The organism is Sulfitobacter sp. PR48 (genome assembly GCF_028807335.1).
Lineage (GTDB): Bacteria > Pseudomonadota > Alphaproteobacteria > Rhodobacterales > Rhodobacteraceae > Sulfitobacter.
Genome location: NZ_JARAMM010000006.1, coordinates 105,254 through 124,960, shown reverse-complemented (window position 1 = coordinate 124,960; position 19,707 = coordinate 105,254). Strand labels below are relative to the sequence as shown.

Below are 19,707 nucleotides of genomic sequence, written 5' to 3'. Positions count from 1 at the left end.
CGCCGCGCCCCGGCCCCTCTCTCAAAGGAAATGATTCCATGACCGACATTTTGCTGCGCGGACGGCTTCTGACGTTTCACCAGGAACCGAAAGATGCCGATGACAGTGAGGCTTACAGCTATGTTGAAGATGGCGCGATCCTTGTGCGCGACGGCAGGATTGTCGCGTCGGGAGAGTACCGTGACAGCGCTGCACGCGCGCCTGATGCCAGGGTCGTGGATCACCGCCCACACCTTCTGATGGCCGGATTTATCGACGCACATATCCACTTTCCGCAGGTTCAGATCGTGGCCAGCTGGGGCAGCCAGCTGCTTGATTGGCTGAACGGCTATACCTTCCCGGCAGAGGCGGATTATGCCAATGCGCAACATGCAACCGCGATGGCGGGCCAGTTCTGCGATTTGCTGACCGATCACGGCACCACAACTGCCGTTGCCTTCTGTTCCGTCCACAAGGCGTCAGCCGAGGCATTGTTTTCCGCAGCTGCAGACAGGAACATGCGGATCATCGCGGGCAAGACCATGATGGATCGAAATGCGCCCGGATCTGTTCTGGACACGCCCCAGTCAAGCTATGACGACAGCAAGGAGCTGATCGCCAACTGGCATGGCAAGGGCCGCGCCTCCTATGCAATCACCCCACGCTTCGCGATCACCTCAACCCCGCAGCAGATGGAGATGGCGGGCGCGCTGGCAGGGGAACATCCCGACTGCTACGTCCAGACCCACCTGTCCGAGAACCACGCAGAAATAGCCTTTACCGCAGAACTTTATCCCGAGGCGCGCGATTATCTCGATGTTTACGAAACCCACGGTCTCATGGGCAAAAAGACCTTGCTGGGCCACGCGATCCACCTGAAGGAACGTGAAATCGCCGCCATTGCCGAGGCCGGGGCGCATCCGGTTTTCTGCCCCACCTCAAATCTGTTCCTAGGCAGCGGTCTTTTCGACGATGCCGGATTGCGCGCCCATGGCATTTCAAACGGTATCGCAACGGACATCGGGGCGGGCACCAGCTATTCGATGCTTCAGACCCTGAATGAAGGCTACAAGATCCTGCAACTGCGGCACCAGAAGCTGCATGCATTGCGTGCATTCCACTGGATCACCCGCGGCAATGCCGAGGTGCTGGGCATGTCCGACAAGATCGGAACACTCGATGCCGGAACAGAGGCGGACATCGTTGTCCTGAATGCCCGGGCAACGCCTGCCATGGCACTGCGCATGGGCCGGGCGGAAACGCTGTCCGAAGAATTGTTTGTGTTGCAGATGATGGGCGATGATCGCGCCATCGTGCAGACCTATGTTGCCGGTCATCCTCAGAAAGGGATTGTCCGATGATGACCGTCACGGGATTGGAATGGCGAAGGCATGACCGACAGGACTTGCCTTCGCGCAGGGCTCGCCGCGTTTGATTGCGTCAGAAAAACATCCCGGGGTCGCGTTCAAAGCTGCGCCATTACACGTCCGGCATGGCTTTGCTTTCCAGCGATAAATCGCCCGAGTTCGGCTTCATAGTCGCGGGGCACGGCTGCGGATACAGACGGGCGGGCGCGCACTGTTTCCCACCAGGTTGCCAGGGTGCCGGGCAGCCTGTCGCCCAGGGTCACTTCCGACAGCATGTCGAGCACGGGAAAGTAGCGAAACAGCGTTGCAAAGACCGCGTCGACCAGACCGAAATCAGAGCCTGCAAAGTAATCCTTCGGTGCAAAGCGTGCATTGACGATGTCCAGACGCTCTGTCAGGTCAGCCATTGAACGTCTGACCGCCGTGGCGTCGGCATCGCGGTAGATGATGCGGGCGACAATATTCAGCATGCCATCCGCATAAGACATCCACGCCTCATGCCGCGCCCGTGCAAGCGGGTCACCGGGCAGCAGACCGCCGCGCGAACTGCCGTCCAGGAACGCGGCAATCACGCCGGACTCGAACAACCAGTCGTCGGGACCGGCCCGGAAGACCGGCACCTGACCAAAAGGCGAAATCTCCTGCAGCCAGTCCGGCTTGTTGTCCAGGTCGATGTCCAGACGGTCAAAGGCGATATCTTTTTCAAGCATCGTGATGACGACCCGCTGAACGTAGGGGCACAATCTGTGCCCCACGATCTTGTAGCGTTGTTCGGGCATCGCTCAGCCCGCCATATGGTGGATGTTGAGCTTGTTGCCGTCAGGATCGCGGAAATAGGCCGCATAGAACCCCTCCGCACGATACCCCGGCTTGCCTTCATCGCTTCCCCCCAGTTCCAGCGCCTTGGCATGGATCGCATCGACCTGAGCGCTGTCCTTTGCCACAAGGGCGACCATCACGCCATTGCCGACAGAATAGGGCTTTCCGTTTTCGGGGACATGGATCGAGAACGCGGGGCCGCCGTCTGCGTTGGCCCAGACGATGAAATCGTCGAATGCCATGATTTGTTTTGCCGCCAGTTCGGCCAGCAACGGATCATAAAACGCGGTCGCGCGTGCCAGATCAGCAGTACCAAGGGACGTATATCCAATCATTTTGAACCTCCATATGTCTCGTCTATTGGAAGCCTCACAGATAGAATGTTGCAAATTTTCATTCGATAGCCATGATTGCCATCAAGCATTGCAAATTTGAAATGAACCTATGGACTGGAACGCGATCAAGGTTTTCCGCGCTGTTTGCGAGACCGGCTCCCTTGTCAGGGCGGCAGAGCATATCGGTGTCAGCCATGCGACGGTGTTCCGGCATATGTCTGCCCTGGAAGACCAGATCGGCACCCGTCTGTTCGACCGCGTCAAGGGCCGCTATGTGCTGACCGATGCAGGTGCCGAAATGCTGGAGATCAGCGGTGGCATCTCCCGGTCTTTCGAAGAGATCGACAGGCGGATCGCGGGTCGGGATGAAAGCGCCGAAGGCACTGTCCGTCTGACGGCGCCGCGCAGCTTTTCCGACACGGTGCTTGTGCGGTATCTGGCCGAATTTGCGCAAGCGCATCCCAAGATTCTGATCGAACTGCTGGTCTCCAATCAGGAAATGAACATGTCCAACCGCAGCGCGGACGTTGCCCTGCGTGTGGCCCATGCGCCGCCGGATCATCTCTGGGGGCGGCGGATCTTGAATATTGATTGGGCCGTTTACGCGGCACCTTCCTATCTGGAGGCGCATGGCCCTCTTGAGGACGAGACAGATCTGACGCGGCACAGGTTGGTGGCGCCCGCGGGCATGCTGGCCCATCATCAGGCCTATGCGGGCATCCTGTCCGGTGGACAGCCCTTGACGACAATTCGCTGCGACGATCTCACCACCATTGCCAGCCTTGCGGCAGGCGGCCACGGCGTGGCGCTTTTGCCCGACGACATGCGGCGGCCTGATCTGACGCGGTGCTTTACCTATACATCAGCGCCGCCAAACTGCCTTTGGATACTGACACATCCTGACCTGCGGGCGGTGCGACGGATCTCCCTGCTGATGGGGTTTCTCTCCAATTCCTTCCGGCACGACCCGGTCTGGAAGCGGTCATAGAAAACCGGGATCACCGGATGTGTCGCGGCGGGAGAACCGGCCCATGACGTGCCGGTGATTATTTCTGCGGATGCGCCTCTTTCAGGCTTTGCATGAACCGCTTCTTGCCGTTCTGAATATGATCCCGCAGGATTTCGCAGGCATCGTCGATGCGGTCCTGCGCAACCATCTCGATGATCTGCCGGTGGCCATTGCACGAGCGTTCCAGAATCTGCTCATCTTGCTTGAGCAGATGGCGCAGCGCCGCAAACCGCCAGCGGAAGAGGTTGAATGCCCGCCCGATATAACGGTTGCCCGCATGGGCCACAAAGACATCGTGAAATTCGGTATCGAGTGCCGCAAAAAGATCCCGCTGCCCGGCAGATACAACCTTTTCGATCCTCCCCGTCACCTCGCGCAGATCGGCAAGCAGTGGTTCTTTGGCCAGCCGTGCAGCCTCGCGCAGGGCGACGGTCTCAATATGGATACGAAAGGCGGTGATTTCTTCGGTCTCTTCGTCATCCATGGTGAACACACGCACCCCGCGATAGGGTTCGGCACTCAGAAGGCGTTCGGTCTCAAGAATACGGAAGACTTCGCGCAGCGGCGTGCGGCTGACGTTGAACTCTTGCGCCAGCTGCGCTTCGTTCAACGGCTCGCCAATTGCGAAATGACCTTCGATGATGGCTTCGCGAAGGCGGTCCGCAACCAGATGCACGGTTGGCTTGCGCTTGATATCCAAAACCCGTCGTCCGCTGTCGTCCACGCTGGCCTTTTCCTTCCGCCTGTTCGCTTTTTCGTATGCAATGCCCAAGCTCATGGCAAGCATCCTGTGGTCAGGCCGCCCGCCGTCACAATGGATATAACGCCACCGGACCGCATCAGAAGCGGCTTACCAATTGTTCGGAGAAGGAGAACATCTGCCGCAGCATATCCGGGTTTTGGGCCGCGCGGCGCATGTAACCGAGCCATTCGTCGCGCTGATGTCCGGGGCCCATGTGAAAGACAATCTGCTTGTTCAGCGATGCCCGCGGCGATGCGATTTCAAGGAACTTGCGCCGACGGTCATCCGAATATTCGGTCAGGATGGCGCTGTCGCGACCCTCGGTAATCACCTGCCCCAGAGCCTCGACCAGCGCCATGCTGTCCAGAACACCGCTGGTCAGCCCCAGCCCGCCGGTCGGATTGGTGATATGCGCCGCGTCCCCGGCAAGTAGGATCCGCCCCTCCCGCATCGTATCGGCGCAGCGCTGGTGCATCCGGTAGGGCGAATGCTGTTTCAGCGTCCAGGCCCCGTCACCCGGCAGCAGCGTCTTGAACTTGTCGGCAATCCGCTCGCCCACTGTCTCGACCGGAAGCGCTTCGCTTTCCATATAGGTGCAGCGCCACAGCCCTTCCGGGTCGATCTTGACGATCACCGCACCGTTGTCGTGATCCACCTGGAATGTCGTCGCCGTGTAGCCCTCGGCTTCGAAATCAAAGTAGATGTTTGTTGCGACAAACCGCTCGGGCCAGGTGATGCCGAAAAAGTTGGTCTTCAGCACGCGCTCACGCACCAGGCTCGACGCACCGTCGCAGCCGACCAGCCAATTGCCCTCGACAACTTCTTCGTCGGCGCCGTCATCCAGCGTCACCCGCACCCCGGCCTGATCCTGAACGATGTCTTTCACTTTGGCCGAGAAACGGACGCTGACATTCGGCAACTCCGCCAGTTTTTCCAGAACGACCAGGGCGATCTTGTCCTGTCCCAGGTGAAGGCTCATCGGATAATCCGAAACCTCCTTCAAGCAGTCCATGCTCATGTGCAGCATCTCGCCGGTGTCATGGACCAGCCAGTCCACCGCGGTTTTGACAATGCCGAGAGTCTTGCAGGTCTCAAGGATGCCCAGATTGTCGAAATGCTCAAGGATCGGGGCCGGATATGCCAGGGCGCGGGGGCTGTCGCTGGGTCGGCTTTCCCCTTCGAGCACGGTCACGTCGATGCCCTTCTGACCCAGGCCTAGCGTTGTCAAAAGACCGACGGGCCCGCCGCCAACGATGATTACAGACTCTTTCATTCCAGACCTTTCGATTTTCCTGGTCGTGATGCGGGCGGCACCGCATCCTCACATCAGAGAGGGAAGCCAGAGCGCCAGCGCCGGGAAGGCGATCAGCAGCACGAGCTTGAGAATATCAGCCGCCACGAAGGGCAGGACCCCGCCATAGATCTGCCGGATCGTGATCTCGGGTGCGACGCTCTTGAGAGCAAAGAGGTTCAGGCCGAAGGGCGGCGTGATGACCCCCAGTTCCACGATCACCACCATGACCACACCCCACCAGATGACATCGTATCCAAGCGACGACACGATGGAGGCGGTGACCGATGCCGTCACCATCATCACGGCAATCGAATCCATGATCGTTCCGATCACCAGAAAGGCGAGGCAGATCAAAGATACGACGACCCAGCCCGGCACCGGCAGGCCGCCAATGGAGCGCGCGGCAAGTTCCGGCAGGCCGGTGGCCGAAAAGAAGAAGGTCGAGGCAAAACCACCGATCATCAGCATGTAGATCATCGAGGTGGTTGATGTCACCTCGGCCACGATCTCGGGCGTGTCGCGCAACCGGTAGGATTTGCGCAGCACCAGCACGAGGGCCGCAAAGACAGCGCCGACGGCGGCGGCTTCGCTTGCCGTGAAGATACCGGCGAACATGCCGCCAAAAATGACCACGAACATGATGACAGCCGGCTGCGCCCGCCATCCGCAGCGCAGGATCTCGCGGGCGTCCCAGCTGGCCTCGCTAGGCGCGCTGTTGGGCGAAATGGCAAGGAACAGAAAAACGGCGATGATATAGAGCATGATCGTGATCAGGGCGGGCACGAAGATTGCCGCATACATCAGCCCGATCGACTGCTCGGTCATCATCGCATAGATGACCACGACGGTGGAGGGCGGCACAAGCTGGCCAAGCGTGCCACCGGCGGCGATAACACCGCTCGACAAAAGGGGCGAATAGCCACGGCTCTTCATTTCCGGGAAAGCGGCCTTGCCAATGGTGGCGACGGTGGCGACCGAGGATCCGGTCAGCGCGCCAAAGCCCGCGCATCCCCCGATGGTGCCCAGGGCGAGCCCGCCGCGGAACGGCGCTGAAAGCGCGGAGGCGAAGTTGTAGATGTCGGCCGCCATGCCGGACCGGACAGCAAGACCGCCCATGATCAGAAAGAACGGCACCACGGCGATGTCATAGCTCGACAGCAGGGTCATGGTTTCACTGCCAAGCGTGGCAACGGCACCTTTGACGCCAAAGATCAGTGCGACCCCCAGGATCGAACAAAGCGTCAGCGTGGCGGCAACCGGGACAAAGGTAAAGATCAGCACCCAGATCAGGGCAACGATGGCCAGCATCGAGGCAACCATGTTGCCCATGAAATAGGCCCCAAAGCTCAACGCGATCCAGGTGAAGAAGGCCAGGATCAGCACGCCGGGCACAAAGACCAGTGCAATCGCAACCGGCCAGCGCGCATGTGTTTCAAGCGCGAGGCGCAGGGCGACAACCAGCTGGGTCGGGATGGTCAGCAGAAACAACAGGGCAACAGCAGCATAGAAGGGACCGACCGGAACTTCATTCAGGATCGTGTAGGTTCCCCTGTTCAAGGTCGATTGCGCCTGCAGCGTCACGCCCCAGAAGATCAGGACGAGCGCACCCAGATACAGCACCGCACCGATCCCGCGCAGGTAGCGCACTGCCCGGGGCGACAGGATCCCCGCCATCATGTCCACTTCCAGCGTCGCGCGCTGTGACAGGCCAGCCGCCAGCACAGCGGCGATGGAAACGGGAAAGACCGTGGAAAAGATCTCGTTGATGCCGGTGAGCGGAGAGCTGAAGATTGCCCGCATCACGATCACATCAAGTGTCTGGATCAGCGCTGTGACCAGGATGGCGACAACCCCGACCAGTGCGATCAGCCGGTTGAACCCGGCCAATCTGGTATCAATGCGGGCCAGCAGCCCGTCGATCTGGCGACCATGATGTTCCGATCCGTACAGTTCGACATGACGGTCGCGCACATTGGTCGGAATTGTCATGGTCGCCTCGCTCACTTCGCGGCTGCCTTGTAGCTTGCCATGAAGGCGTCATAGGTTTCCTGCACGCCGTCACCCTTCTTGAGCCATTCCTCGACAACCGGGGCAATTGCATCCTTCCAGATCTTGTATTGCTCGGGCGACAGCTTGTGCCAGGTCAGCCGACCGTCAGCCACCATTTCGTCCGAGAACTTTTTCTGGATACCGGTCTGTCCAATCGCCAGCATCTCGGTCAGCGCCATGCCGGAATGCTTGTCGACGATGGCTCTCATCTCCGGAGACAGGCCCTCGTATTTTTCCTTGTTCATGATGATCGCAAAGGGTGTCATGCCAAAGGTGATGTCTTCGATCCCATGCTTGAGATAGTCGGACCACTTGTAGGTATACTGGGTGATCTCATTGCCGGAAGAGGCCTCAACCACACCGCGTGAAATCGCCTGGTAGCCTTCGGAGAAGGGGATCGAGACCGCCGCTGCACCGAGCTTGTCCATCGCCATCACCATGTTGGCGTCCTGGGCGCGAACCTTCATGCCTTTGAGCTGTTCGACATCCGAGATTGGTTCACGGCTGAAGAAACGTGTCGGCAGAACCGTGTAAAGTGCCAGGATCTTGACCTCATCCAGAGAGGGGTCGAGCAGGCCTTTCTCATAGGTTTCCGCCAGCGCGATCGAGGCGGCCTTCATGTCGGTCACATCCGTCGAGGGCAGCGTGGTCACCAGCGTCCGTTTCAGCGGAATACCCGAGATCGGAAGCCCTGCGACCCCCATGTCTGCAACGCCCTGAACAACGCGTTCCCAAGTGTTTGTCGCATCCGCAAACGGCGGCGGAAAATTGGTGATGGTCAGTTCGCCAGCCGCCTCTTCATTGATGGCGTCCACCCATTTTTTGTAGGTGAGCTGATAAAGCGGGCTGTCGTTCGGCTGTCCCGATGCAAAGCGCAGGGCTTCCTCGGACTGCGCTCCGCCGGCCATCGCCAGGGAAATAGTCGCAACCAGAACCGACGATATGATACGTCCAGAATATTTCATGTTTTCTCCTCCAGCGGTCACAGGACCGTCCCGTAACCCGATGCCCGCGCGTGCGGTGCATGCGGCCGACGTCCAGCCAAACCTGAGGCCGGACCGCGACCTGCGACCCTCGTCATTGAGCGTGATTGCCGGTGACGCAGACCGCGACAAACCTGAGCGCCTCCTATTCACTCAAGTCTTGTATGCAAAATGCAATACTCCAAACCACTCTGTCAAACGAATTATATGGTTTAAAAACAACATACTATGTCATAATCGCGCAGGTCGTATCAAATTAGAATACTCTGTTCCATATTGCAGAACACTTTCAACTGCCTCGGCGAACAATCGGGGCCACCCTGGGCGAGGGTCATTGCGTTTTCCTGTCAGCCGATGGATGTTTCAGAAATGGACAAGGCATTCACAAAAGGCATTCGGTTGATCGAGGCGCTGGCAAACAGTGACCGCCCGCGTGGCGTCACGGATCTTGCCGTTGAACTGGAACTGACCAAGAGCAACGTTCACCGCCTGCTGGCGACGCTCCAGGCGAATGGCTTTGTTCAGCAGGTGCCGCATCAAAGCACATATGAGCTGACCATCAAGATCTGGGAGCTGGGATTGCGCGTGCTGCGCCGCGTGGATCTGGTCAGCGCCGCCCGCCCCGCCATGCAACGACTGGCCGAGCTGACGCATGAAACCGTGCATCTCTCCATTCTGCAGGGTCAGGACGTGGTCTATATCGACAAGATCGAAACCAACCATCATGTCCGCGCCCATACCCGCATCGGCGCACGCGCGCCGGCCTATACGATGGCCACGGGAAAGGCGATGCTTGCGCAGATGCCAGACGCCTATCTGGATGTGCTCGGCCCCGAACTGACCGCTTTCACAGCAACGACGCGGACCCGATTGAAAGATCTGCGCGCCGACCTGGACAAGATCAGGCGCCAGGGATACGCAATTGTGCCGCAGGGGGAATGGCGCGACGGCATCGCCGCCTGCGCCTGCGCGATTCTGGGACCCAACGGCAGGCTGGCCGGTGCCATCGGCATCTCTGGCCCCGATGTCAGACTGAAAACGCGACATCTGCGCGAGTATTCGCAACATGTCGTTTCCGCAGCAAAAGACGCTTCCGCCAGCCTGGGATACTTCGGCGACAGCTGACCGCCTCCGGTCTGCATGTGCGACCAGATTGACACATCTGCGCCTTCTTGTAACTTTGGAACAGTGGTTCATAATATGGAACACACAGGTTTCTCATCACGAAGAGGTACACCCATGTCGACCGACGTGCACAGACTGGCCGCGCAAATCGCATCGGGAAGCACCGTTGCGGTTCCTGTAGATTATGCCGGCGTCTCCATGGCGATGACCCGCGCGCTGATCGAAATCGGCACAGCGGACCTGACGCTGATCTGCGTGCCCACCGGCGGGATGCAGGCGGATATGCTGATCGGGGCCGGGCAGGTCCGCGCGGTCGAGACAAGCGCCGTGAGCCTCGGTGAAGCCGGGGGCGCGCCACGTTTCAATGCCGCCGTCAGGGAAGGCAGCATCGCCCTGCGCGATGCCACCTGCCCCGCGATACATGCGGGCCTTATGGCCGCACAGAAGGGCGTTCCTTTCATGCCGATGCGCGGGCTGATCGGCAGCGACCTGCTGCGCAACCGGCCCGACTGGACCGTGATCGACAACCCGACATCCGAAACACCCGATCCCATCGTGCTGATCCCCGCGATCCACCCCGATACCGCGATCTTCCACGCCCCGATGGCCGACCGCGAGGGCAATGTCTGGATCGGCCGGCGTCGTGAACTCGCGTCAATGGCCTATGCCGCGCGCCAGACCCTGGTCACCGTCGAACGGATCGTGGACAAGCGCCTGCTTGATGACGAAACGCTGGCCGCCGGGACCTTGCCGGGGCTTTACGTCACCGATATCGCCATAGCTGAAAAAGGTGCCTGGCCCTATGGGTTGTGGGGCGAATACCCCACCGATCAGGAGGAGATCGCGCGCTACGCCAAAGCCGCTCGCAGCGATGACGGCTTTGCCGACTATATCGGCGCCAACAAGGCGAAGGTGATGGCATGAGCCACGACATGTCCCCCGCCACCCCGCGCGAGATCCTGATCTGCACAGTCGCCGGTCTGCTTGACGGGTGCCGCTGCGTCGCCGTCGGCGCGGCCTCACCCGTACCCGCTGCCGGTGCCATGCTGGCGCGCGCCCTGCGCGACACCGCAGGCGAACCGCCGCTCAGGATCTCTGTCCTCGGATCCGAGGCCCATAACTTCTTTACCAATGGCTCTGCCGAACTCTTTGATGCCGCAGGACAGGGCCGGATCGACGCGTTCTTTCTGGGCGGTGGCCAGATCGACCGGCACGGCAATATCAATCTGGTCGGAGTTGGCGATTATCCACGCAGCGCGCCGCGCTGGCCCGGCAGTTTCGGATCGGGCTATCTCTATTATGTGGTGCCCCGTGTGATCCTTTATCGCGAGGAACACAGCCCGCGCGTCTTCGTCGACAAGGTCGACTTCATCTCGACCCCCGGCACCAGCGACCCCGGTGTCTATCGCCCCGGCGGACCTTATGCGCTGCTGACCGGCAAGGCGCTGTTCGACTTCGACAAGGACAAGCGCGGCTTCCGTCTGGCGTCGCTTCACCCCGACCATACGCTGGAAGAGGTGACAGCGGCGACGGGCTTTGCCTTCGACCACGACCCCGATCCGGCCACGACCCCCGGCCCCGACGCGGCAACGCTGCAGCTGCTGCGCAGCCGCGTGATGGACGAACTTTCCGAAACCTATCCTGCATTCGCCGCCGAACTGCGCGCGCGCATCCAGACCACCGACAGAAAGGCCACCGCGTGACCAAAGCTCAGACGTCCCCGTCCGGCGCCCTTGCCGGTCTTCGCGTGATTGATGCCAGCCGTGTGCTGGGCGGCCCCTATGCCGGACAGATCCTGGCCGACCATGGCGCGGATGTCATCAAGGTCGAACCGCCCTCGGGCGATGAAACGCGGGGCTGGGGCCCCCCCTTCAAGGATGATGCGGCAAGCTATTTCATCGGCGTCAACCGCAACAAGCGCGGCATGGCCATCGACCTGCGCCAGGAAGCCGGTCAGGCCTTGCTGGGCAAGCTGCTTGAGACCGCAGACGTCTTCATCGAAAATTTCAAGACCGGCACTCTGGATCGTTGGGGCCTGTCGGAAGAGGAAATCGAGCGCCGGTTTCCGCGCCTTGTCCATTGCCGCGTGTCCGGCTTCGGCGCGGACGGCCCGCTGGGCGGCATGCCAGGCTACGACGCCGCAATTCAGGCCTCTGCCGGGATCATGAGCGTCAACGGAGAGCTGGGTGGTCAGCCGCTGCGTGTGGGCCTGCCCGTCGTCGACATGACCACCGGCCTCAATGCCGTGATCGGCATCCTGATGGCCATCAACGAACGCCACAGCAGCGGCAAGGGTCAGTTCGTTGAAACAACGCTTTACGACTGCGGGTTCTCGCTGCTGCATCCACATCTGCCCAACCATTACCTGTCGGGCAAGGTGCCCGGACGTTCGGGCAACGCCCATCCCAACATCACGCCCTACGACACTTTCGCCACCGGAACGGATCCGATCTTCCTGGCTGTCGGGAACAACCGCCAGTTCGCCACGCTTTGCCAGATGATCGGGCGCGAAGCCCTGACCGGAGACGCCCGTTTTGCCGACAACAGCGCGCGCAACCAGAACCGCGATGCGCTGAAGGCTGAACTTGAGGCCGCCATGGCCAAACATGATTGCGCCCAACTGGCGGATGATCTGCTCAAGGCCGGGGTGCCCTGCGGCATGGTGCGTTCGATTGATCAGGTAATCGCCGATCCACATACACGGCATCGCGAGATGGTGGTGGACATCGAGGATTATCGCGGCACCGGCAGTCCGATCAAACTGTCCCGCAGCCCCGCGCGCTACGACCGCAAGCCGCCTGCCTTTGCCCAACATGGTGCAGAGGTGATGGATGAGCTGGGTCTGGACGCCGAGAGCTTTGGTGACGCGCTGATCAAACCCGACAAGACAGACTGAAGATCTCAGTCACGAAAGGCCGTTGTCGGTCAGCCAGCCCGCAATCAGGGCCGCGATCCCGCTGCTGTTGCGTTCAAGCATCATGGCATGGCCGTTGCCGTGAACCCCATGCTGCTCCAACCGCATATGCGCCACATCGGCCCCGGCCTGCGCCAGGAAATCGACCATGCCGTGATTGTCCATCGACATCCAGGAGGCCTCCGCCGTGACAACCACGATCGGAAAACCGCAAAGGTTGGGCAGGCGGCGGATGGGTTCTGCCTGTAGGTGGCAGGGAACGGCGCCTTCGAAGGGGGCGGACCGCACCTCGGTCACGATATCTTCGGGCCGCGTGGCAGGCGGATCAAACGTCATGGGGGCAGCAGTAATCCCCCAGAAAAGCCGCCCGCCGCCCCGTTCGGCAAAGGGCGGGCCCAGCGGCTCGACCGCGACAATCCCCGCCACAAGGTCCGGGCGCGCGTCCGCCATCAGCCAGCCGGTCGGCCCGCCTGCGCTATGTGTCAGCAGGATCGCAGGCCCGATCAGGTCCAGCAGTTCCGCCCCGGCGGCCTGACAATCCCGGTGGCTCTGTTCCATATCGGCGGCCATGGGGCCCGCACCGGCGAAAAAGACATCGAATGCCGGATCCCCCAACTGCCCGCTGCCGGGCCATTTGTCATGCAGTGCGGCGGTTGCATATTGATCGGGATAGGCTTCGGGCCGCGTGAACAGTTTCTCGATCATGCCCGCGACCGGAGGCGGACCCATCTCGCCCTGCACCGCGGGATGATGCGGCGACCGTCCATGCCCTGGGCGGTCCACCACGTAAACGGCATAACCGCGCCGGACGAACCAGTGCATCCAGCCCTCGCTGCCGTCAGCCGTTCCGAGAAAATCGGTCCCCTGCCCGCCACCGCCGTGGATCATCACCAACGGCAGCGGATGGCGCAGGTCCGCCGGTATCCAGTATTCCACATACATCTGACCGCGCAGGGCCTTGCCCGCCGGCAGATCGACGGTCTGCGCCCCGGTCCAGAAGAACCCATGCGCCGCAAGCTGCAGGTCCTCGGTTGAGCGCGCATGAAGCTCAGCGGGCCGAAACGATCGGGTCATCACAGGTCCTTACGCCGGGGTCAGGTGCGGGACAGGACGAAATCATGCACGACTTCGAAATACGGCGTGTCGAATCCGGCTTTCGTGATCCGGTCAGGCGCCTCGATCAGCGCGAACTTGGCCATCAGGCTGTCCTTCACTCCAAAGACCGCATCGGTTTCGATATAGGGATCGTCCGGGTCAAAGATATGAGTGGTCAAGGTCTCGAACCCCTCGGCCTCGATGATGTAGTGCAGATGCGCCGGGCGATAGGGGTGGCGGCCAAGCGCTCCCAGCATCTTGCCGACGGGGCCGTCGTCCGGGATCGGATAGTACTTCGGCTTCACGCCCCGGAACCAGTAAGCGCCCTTGTCATTTGTCCGGAACACGCCGCGCAGGTTGAAATCAGGCTGGATGCCCTTTTGCTGCACGTCATAGAAGCCTTCGTCGTTCGCCTGCCAGACGTCGATCCTGGCATTTGCAATCGGCGCGCCCTCAAGGTCCAGGATCCGGCCCCGCACCAGCATCGGCTCGCCCTTCTGATCCAGGCAGATGTTCGCACCCAGCTCCCGCTCGGGCGCGCCATCCACGTGGAACGGCCCGAGCACCGTGGATTCCGATGCGCCCGATGGTTTGCGGTTGTTGATCGCATCGACCAGCATCGACACGCCAAGCACATCCGACAGCAGGATGAATTCCTGCCGCCACTCGTCGCACATATGACCGGTTTCGGTGAGGAACATGATCGCCTTCAGCCATTCATCCTGCGTCGGCTCGATCTCTTTCGCCGCCTCATGCAGCTTGCGGATGATGACGTTCATGACCTGCGCCAGCCGTTCGTTCCCGGCCTCGGCATTGCGGCTTGTCACAACCTCGACCGAGCTCTCTTCGGTGAAATAGGCGTTGCTGTCCTTCGGCATCTGCTGCCTCCCTATCATCGGTTCAGAATAGAAGTGAGCACCCGCCGCAGATCCTGCGCGGCATCGCCGCTCAGGGTCTCGCTGCGCCAGGCCACATGATGATCCGGACGGACCAGAACACAGCCGTTGTCGCGGATTTCGCGGGCGCGGGCCCAGTCGCCCGTGTGGTCCTCGTAATCGCGGCGCGGCCCGATGACATGAACATCAAGCGGGAGCCCCAGTTTATCGGCGATTTGCCCTGCGGCCTCCGCCCAGTCATCCCCGCCGATCCCGGTCAGAAGGGTGAACCGTCCGTGTCCGCAAATGTCGAGTGTCGAGAGCTTGCGGCCATCGCGGGCGAACAGCCAGACATGGGGCAACCGCGCGCCGGGCCATGTGGTGGGCTGGTAGTGCAGCTCAGGATCGCGCTCGAATGCAGGCTCGGGCTGGCCATCCGTGACCACGGCGCTGGAGGCATACCGCTGGTTCATCTCAACGCCGTGACAATCGAACTCGTAGGATTTCAGTTCAATGGCCTTGCGCAGGGCGGCCCGCTGCGCTTCGGCGGCGTCGGAGGCATCGGCGCGCGCGGAGATGTTCCGCTGAATCTTCTCCGGATCTACCCCGCCATCCATGCCGAGCGCTTCGAAAATCGGCCCGAATTCGCCAATCGACTTGTTGGCGCGGGTGACGATCTGGCGTGCAACCGGCGCGCGTTCTTCCGAATAGCTCTCAAGCAACCCCGGCCCCGCCTGCCCCTTGAGGACCGCAGCCAGCTTCCAGGCAAGGTTGAAACCATCCTGAATGGAGGTATTCGATCCCAGACCGTTCGAGGGCGGATGCCGGTGTGCGGCATCGCCCATGATAAAGACCCGGTCCTTCTGCATATGCGTGGCGAACATGTCGTTCACCGTCCAGACATTCGCGCTCAGCAGTTCGATCTCAAGCTCGGGATCGCCGACAAGCTGCCGCGCAACACCCTGCGCGAATTCGGGCGTCACATCGGGTGCGGGTTCGTTGATATCATAGCCCCAGACAATCAGCCATTCGTTCCAGGGACGGACCATGCGGACCAGTCCCATGCCGATGCCGCCCACATCCGCACCCGGCTGCATCACCCAGTAAAGAACCGAGGGGCGGTGCGCGACAAGGTGCGAAAGGTCGGCGCGGAACAGGATGTTCATCGACCCGCCGACACCCATCTTGCCTTCGAACGGCAGGCCCAGATGCTCGGCCACGGCGGAATTGCCGCCATCGGCACCGACCAGGTATTTCGATCTGATCCTGATCTCCCGCCCCGTCAGCCGGTCGCGGCAGGTCGTGGTGACCCCGTCGGCATCCTGTTCATGCGATAGATACTCGGTGCTCATCCGCGTCTCGGAGCCACGGGAACAGGCGGTCTTGAACAGGATCGGCTCCATGAAGGTCTGGGGCAGGTCGTTCATCCGGCAGGGCGAGGACAGCAGATGCTCGGCCATGCTTTCGGGATGGGTGCCCCAGCTGCGCATCCGGCCCAGTTCCTCCCCGGCGAGGCTTTCGCAAAAGACATTGTTGCCCATCAGCTCTTGCGAAGTTGCGTGGAGATAGGCCTCTTCCTCGACGCTTTGGCCCAGATCGCGCAGCACCTCCATCGTGCGCTGGTTGGTGATATGTGCCCGCGGCGTATTGGCCAGCCAGCGGTAGCGGTTGATCATCATGTTCGAAATCCCGTAGCTCGACAGCAGCGCACCTGTAGCGCCGCCCGCAGGCCCGGTTCCGACAATCAGGACATCCGTCTTGTATTCGGTTTCCATCAGTCTTCCCTTTCTTTCAATTTCAAACGGCGTTGGATCGGGAACAGCGCAAAACCCGTCCGTCCGGAGATCAGCCCCCACAATCCGCGCGGGGCAAACAACATGACAAGGATGCCCAGAAAGCCCAGCACCATCAGGTACCAGGTGCCGAGATCCGCAAGCAGTGACTGAAGCAGGAAAAAGATGATCACGCCGATGATCGGCCCCTCTATCGTTCCGATGCCACCGATCACCACAATGAAGATAACATAGGCCGTCCAGTCGATCACCGAAAAGGCGCTGTCCGGTGACACCCTTCCGTTCTGCATGAAGATCATCCCGCCCGCGATCCCAGCACCCACCGCCGAAATCACGTAGACCGCCAGCTTGATCCGCCTTGCGTCCAACCCCACCGAGGCCGCCGCCTGGGGGTTATCGCGCATCGCCGCCAGCGCCAGCCCCGTCCTGCGCCGCATCAGCCAGTAGATGCCGCCGATGGTCGCCACGACGAGGCCAAGCGCCAGCCAATATGACACGACGTCCATCGCCGCCGCCGCGCGCAGGCCGGTCACCTCTTCGACCCACTCCGTGCCCCACATGTTCCGGCGTGCCTCGCGGGGGAGCGATGTGCCCGTGCCGCCGCCAACCGCTTTCCATTGCGCAAAGCTCAGCCGGGCGACCTCGGCCACCACCCATGTCCCGATGGCGAAATAGGCGTCGTTCAGGCGAAAGACAAAAACGGCAGAGACAAGCGCGAGCACCAGCGCCGCCAGGGCCGAAACCGCCAGCCCCGCGACGGGATTGATCCCCCAAAGGATTGCGGCCGCGAAGACGCCATAGGCACCGGCCCCGACGAACATCTGCTGCCCGACGCTGACCAGGCCGCCGTATCCGGCAAGCAGGTTCCAGAACTGCGCCAGCGTCAGCATGGTAAAGACGAAAAACAGGTCCTGCATCAGGCTGCGCGATCCGAAGAAAGGCAGCGCGGCAAAGACGATGACAATCACCAGCACAACAAGTGCTACGACCCAGCTTGATCCGTGACCGGTTTGTACACGATACCGCATTCAGCGCTCCCCTGCCGGAAACAGGCCACGCGGACGCACCAGAAGGATGAACAGAAAGGCCAGATGGCCCGACAGGATCTGCCATTCGGGGTTGATCGCAGCGCCCATGGTCTGGGCAACACCGATGACGATGCCGCCGATCAGCGTCCCCCACAAACTTCCCATCCCGCCGATGATCACGGCCTCGAAGGCATAGATCAGCCGCGCCGGGCCGATGGTCGGATCGAAATTGGCCCGCATGCCCAGATAGAGCGCGGCAATGGCCGCCACGACCATGCCCAGACCTGTGGCAACGGCAAAGATATTGCCGGGCCGGATGCCCATCAGACTTGCCGTGTCGGGATCGTCGCTGGTGGCGCGGAAGGCCCGGCCAAGTGCGGTGCGGTAGAAGATCAGTTGCAGCGCCAGGGTCACGAGTATGGCGGTCGCAAAGGTCAGCGCCGGCATGACCCCGATGGTGATTGGCCCGACCGAGAAAGACGCGATCTCAAGCGATCCTGCCGGTATCCGGCGGCTGTCGGCGTTGAACCCCTCAAGCAGCGCATTCTGGATCACCACCGACAGGCCGAATGTGACCAGAAGCGGCGGCAGCACGTTCGCGCCGACGGTGCGGTTCAGGACCATCTGCTGCAACAACCACCCCACCCCGAACATCAGAGGGGCCGCCAGCAAAAGTGCGACGAACGGGCTGAGGTTAAGCGCCGTGACCAGCACGAGGATCAGGTAGGCCGCCATCACGATCAGATCGCCATGCGCCAGGTTCACCACCCGCATGATCCCGAAGACAAGACTCAGCCCCGCTGCGAAAAGTGCATAAAGGCCGCCCAGCAGGATGCCCTGAACCAATGTATCCACCCAGATCATGCCTGCACCCCGAAATAGGCGTCATGCATGGCGGCGCGGTCGATCTCGCCCGAGCGGCCCTCCAGCGTGACGCGCCCCTCCATCAGGCAATAGACCCGGTCCGCGATGCCAAGCGCCTGTTCGATATTCTGTTCCACAATGATCAGGCTCGCGCCGCGTTCGAGGATCGAGGGCACCGCCGCATAGATGTCGCGGATTACCACAGGCGCGAGGCCAAGGCTGATCTCGTCGCACAACAGCACCTTGGGGTTCGACATCAGCGCCCGCCCGATGGCGACCATCTGCTGCTGCCCGCCCGACAGGGCGAGCGCGGGGTTGGCGCGTCTTTCTTTCAGGACCGGGAACAGGCCAAAGACCTCCTCCAGCGTCCAGGGACCGGCGCGATCGCTGCGCCAGCCCCCGATCCGCAGGTTCTCCTCGACAGTGAGCGAGGGAAACAGCCTGCGCCCCTCCGGGACCAGCGTGATGCCTGCGCCGTTCACGCGGTCTGCCGAAAGATGGCCGATGGGCGCGCCATTCAGGCGGATCATCCCGGGCGCCTGCCGCACCGACCCGGCGATTGACCGCATCAGCGTCGATTTTCCGGCACCATTCGCCCCGATGACGGCCAGGGTCTCGCCCTCGGCCAGGGCCATATCCACACCGTAAAGTGCCTGAAAATCGCCGTAGAAGGCGGTCAGGCCGGATGTTTCGAGAAGCGTGCTCATGCTTCGATCCCCAGATAGATTTCCTGAACCTCGCGGCTGGCCATGACCGTGTCGGGGGGGCCATCCTGAATGACGCGCCCGAAATCCAGAACGATCAGCCGCTCGACCACCGAATTGAGCGCATGCAGCACATGTTCGATCCACACGATGGTGGTGCCGCCCGCATGCAGCTCCTTGATCGTTGCGACAAGCGAGGTGCATTCCGCCTCGGTCAACCCGCCCGCGATCTCGTCCAGCAGCAGAAGGTCCGGGCCCGTGGCCAGGGCCCGGGCCAGTTCAAGCCGCTTGCGTTGAAGCAGGTTCAAAGAGCCTGAAACCTGATTGGCGCGATCCAGCAGACCGGTCCGTTCCAAAATCGAAACGCAGTCTTCCGCCGCCTCGCTTTCGCTGATGCCGCGGCCCTGAGAGGCCGCGACAAGCAGGGTTTCGAACACCGTCAATTGCGAGAACGTCTGCGGAATCTGGAACGCCCGTCCCATGCCCATGCGACAGCGCTGGGTCAGGCTGGTCCCGGTGACGTCCCGGCCGTTCAGCCTGATCTGTCCCTGATCCGGCGCAAGATTGCCCGCAATCAGGTTGAGCAGGGTCGATTTGCCGGCCCCGTTCGGCCCGATGATGCCCAGGGCCTGCCCTCGCGGCAAATCAAGCGTGACCGCATCGGCCACCAGGAGGGAGCCGAAACGTTTGGTCACGCCCTCAAGCGACAAAAGGGGGCCGTTGTCCGCCATG

Annotated in this window: 19 protein-coding genes; 6 read left to right on the top strand and 13 right to left on the bottom strand. The window is 61.5% G+C overall.

From position 1 onward, the window contains the following. Positions 1-38: 38 nt before the first annotated feature. Positions 39-1,340, top strand: a complete 1,302-nt coding sequence (gene guaD / locus PVW51_RS09895) for a guanine deaminase (protein WP_274574852.1) — start codon at positions 39-41, stop codon at positions 1,338-1,340. A 104-nt stretch (positions 1,341-1,444) separates the two neighbouring features. On the opposite strand, the gene PVW51_RS09890 is transcribed toward guaD, so the two are convergent. Both PVW51_RS09890 and PVW51_RS09885 read right to left on the bottom strand, forming a co-directional pair. Continuing rightward, positions 1,445-2,125: a glutathione S-transferase family protein gene (locus tag PVW51_RS09890; protein ID WP_274574851.1), complete on the bottom strand. Its 681-nt coding sequence runs from the start codon at positions 2,123-2,125 to the stop codon at positions 1,445-1,447. A 3-nt stretch (positions 2,126-2,128) separates the two neighbouring features. Beyond that, positions 2,129-2,500, bottom strand: a complete 372-nt coding sequence (locus PVW51_RS09885) for a VOC family protein (RefSeq protein WP_269364662.1) — start codon at positions 2,498-2,500, stop codon at positions 2,129-2,131. A 109-nt stretch (positions 2,501-2,609) separates the two neighbouring features. Between PVW51_RS09885 and PVW51_RS09880 the strand changes: the two genes are divergently transcribed. Further along, positions 2,610-3,488, top strand: coding sequence for a LysR family transcriptional regulator (locus PVW51_RS09880; RefSeq protein ID WP_274574850.1), 879 nt, complete (start codon positions 2,610-2,612; stop codon positions 3,486-3,488). A 58-nt stretch (positions 3,489-3,546) separates the two neighbouring features. On the opposite strand, the gene PVW51_RS09875 is transcribed toward PVW51_RS09880, so the two are convergent. The 4 genes from PVW51_RS09875 to dctP all read right to left on the bottom strand — a co-directional run bounded on the left by PVW51_RS09875 (position 3,547) and on the right by dctP (position 8,559). Beyond that, a complete protein-coding gene (locus tag PVW51_RS09875; protein WP_274574849.1) occupies positions 3,547-4,287 on the bottom strand; it encodes a GntR family transcriptional regulator in 741 nt (246 codons plus the stop codon). Between the two features lie 61 nt (positions 4,288-4,348). After that, the gene (locus tag PVW51_RS09870) at positions 4,349-5,524 is read right to left on the bottom strand and encodes an FAD-dependent oxidoreductase (RefSeq protein WP_274574848.1); all 1,176 of its coding nucleotides are present in this window, start codon (positions 5,522-5,524) and stop codon (positions 4,349-4,351) included. Between the two features lie 48 nt (positions 5,525-5,572). Then, a complete protein-coding gene (locus PVW51_RS09865; protein ID WP_274574847.1) occupies positions 5,573-7,534 on the bottom strand; it encodes a TRAP transporter large permease in 1,962 nt (653 codons plus the stop codon). An 11-nt stretch (positions 7,535-7,545) separates the two neighbouring features. Then, positions 7,546-8,559 (bottom strand): TRAP transporter substrate-binding protein DctP, encoded by a 1,014-nt coding sequence (gene dctP, locus PVW51_RS09860; protein WP_269364654.1) that lies wholly within the window; start codon positions 8,557-8,559, stop codon positions 7,546-7,548. A gap of 387 nt (positions 8,560-8,946) precedes the next feature. Between dctP and PVW51_RS09855 the strand changes: the two genes are divergently transcribed. The 4 genes from PVW51_RS09855 (at position 8,947) to PVW51_RS09840 (ending at position 12,598) form a co-directional block, all read left to right on the top strand. Then, positions 8,947-9,702, top strand: a complete 756-nt coding sequence (locus PVW51_RS09855; RefSeq protein WP_114277565.1) for an IclR family transcriptional regulator — start codon at positions 8,947-8,949, stop codon at positions 9,700-9,702. 114 nt (positions 9,703-9,816) lie between these two features. After that, positions 9,817-10,626, top strand: a complete 810-nt coding sequence (locus PVW51_RS09850) for a CoA transferase subunit A (protein WP_274574844.1) — start codon at positions 9,817-9,819, stop codon at positions 10,624-10,626. Further along, complete coding sequence (locus PVW51_RS09845) at positions 10,623-11,405, top strand: CoA-transferase (protein WP_274574843.1); 783 nt, start codon at positions 10,623-10,625, stop codon at positions 11,403-11,405. The genes PVW51_RS09850 and PVW51_RS09845 overlap by 4 nt, the downstream gene beginning before the upstream one ends. Next, positions 11,402-12,598 carry a CaiB/BaiF CoA transferase family protein gene (locus PVW51_RS09840; protein WP_274574842.1) on the top strand — a complete coding sequence of 399 codons (1,197 nt, stop codon included), beginning with the start codon at positions 11,402-11,404 and terminating at the stop codon, positions 12,596-12,598. Before PVW51_RS09845 ends, PVW51_RS09840 begins: the two co-directional genes overlap by 4 nt. 9 nt (positions 12,599-12,607) lie before the next feature. Here PVW51_RS09840 and PVW51_RS09835 read toward each other — a convergent pair whose 3' ends face one another. Genes PVW51_RS09835 through PVW51_RS09805 form a run of 7 tightly spaced genes read right to left on the bottom strand, consistent with a single transcriptional unit; the run spans position 12,608 to position 19,706 of the window. Then, on the bottom strand, positions 12,608-13,690 hold the full coding sequence (locus PVW51_RS09835) for an alpha/beta hydrolase (protein ID WP_274574841.1): 1,083 nt from the start codon (positions 13,688-13,690) through the stop codon (positions 12,608-12,610). Positions 13,691-13,710: 20 nt separating this feature from the next. Continuing rightward, a complete protein-coding gene (locus PVW51_RS09830) occupies positions 13,711-14,589 on the bottom strand; it encodes an intradiol ring-cleavage dioxygenase (RefSeq protein WP_274574840.1) in 879 nt (292 codons plus the stop codon). A gap of 14 nt (positions 14,590-14,603) precedes the next feature. Beyond that, positions 14,604-16,361: an FAD-dependent oxidoreductase gene (locus PVW51_RS09825; RefSeq protein WP_274574839.1), complete on the bottom strand. Its 1,758-nt coding sequence runs from the start codon at positions 16,359-16,361 to the stop codon at positions 14,604-14,606. Further along, a complete protein-coding gene (locus PVW51_RS09820; protein ID WP_274574838.1) occupies positions 16,361-17,407 on the bottom strand; it encodes a branched-chain amino acid ABC transporter permease in 1,047 nt (348 codons plus the stop codon). Before PVW51_RS09820 ends, PVW51_RS09825 begins: the two co-directional genes overlap by 1 nt. Beyond that, the gene (locus PVW51_RS09815; protein ID WP_274574837.1) at positions 17,408-18,271 is read right to left on the bottom strand and encodes a branched-chain amino acid ABC transporter permease; all 864 of its coding nucleotides are present in this window, start codon (positions 18,269-18,271) and stop codon (positions 17,408-17,410) included. Further along, a complete protein-coding gene (locus PVW51_RS09810; protein ID WP_274574836.1) occupies positions 18,268-18,978 on the bottom strand; it encodes an ABC transporter ATP-binding protein in 711 nt (236 codons plus the stop codon). The genes PVW51_RS09815 and PVW51_RS09810 overlap by 4 nt, the downstream gene beginning before the upstream one ends. Continuing rightward, complete coding sequence (locus PVW51_RS09805; protein ID WP_274574835.1) at positions 18,975-19,706, bottom strand: ABC transporter ATP-binding protein; 732 nt, start codon at positions 19,704-19,706, stop codon at positions 18,975-18,977. Before PVW51_RS09805 ends, PVW51_RS09810 begins: the two co-directional genes overlap by 4 nt. Position 19,707 lies beyond the last annotated feature (1 nt).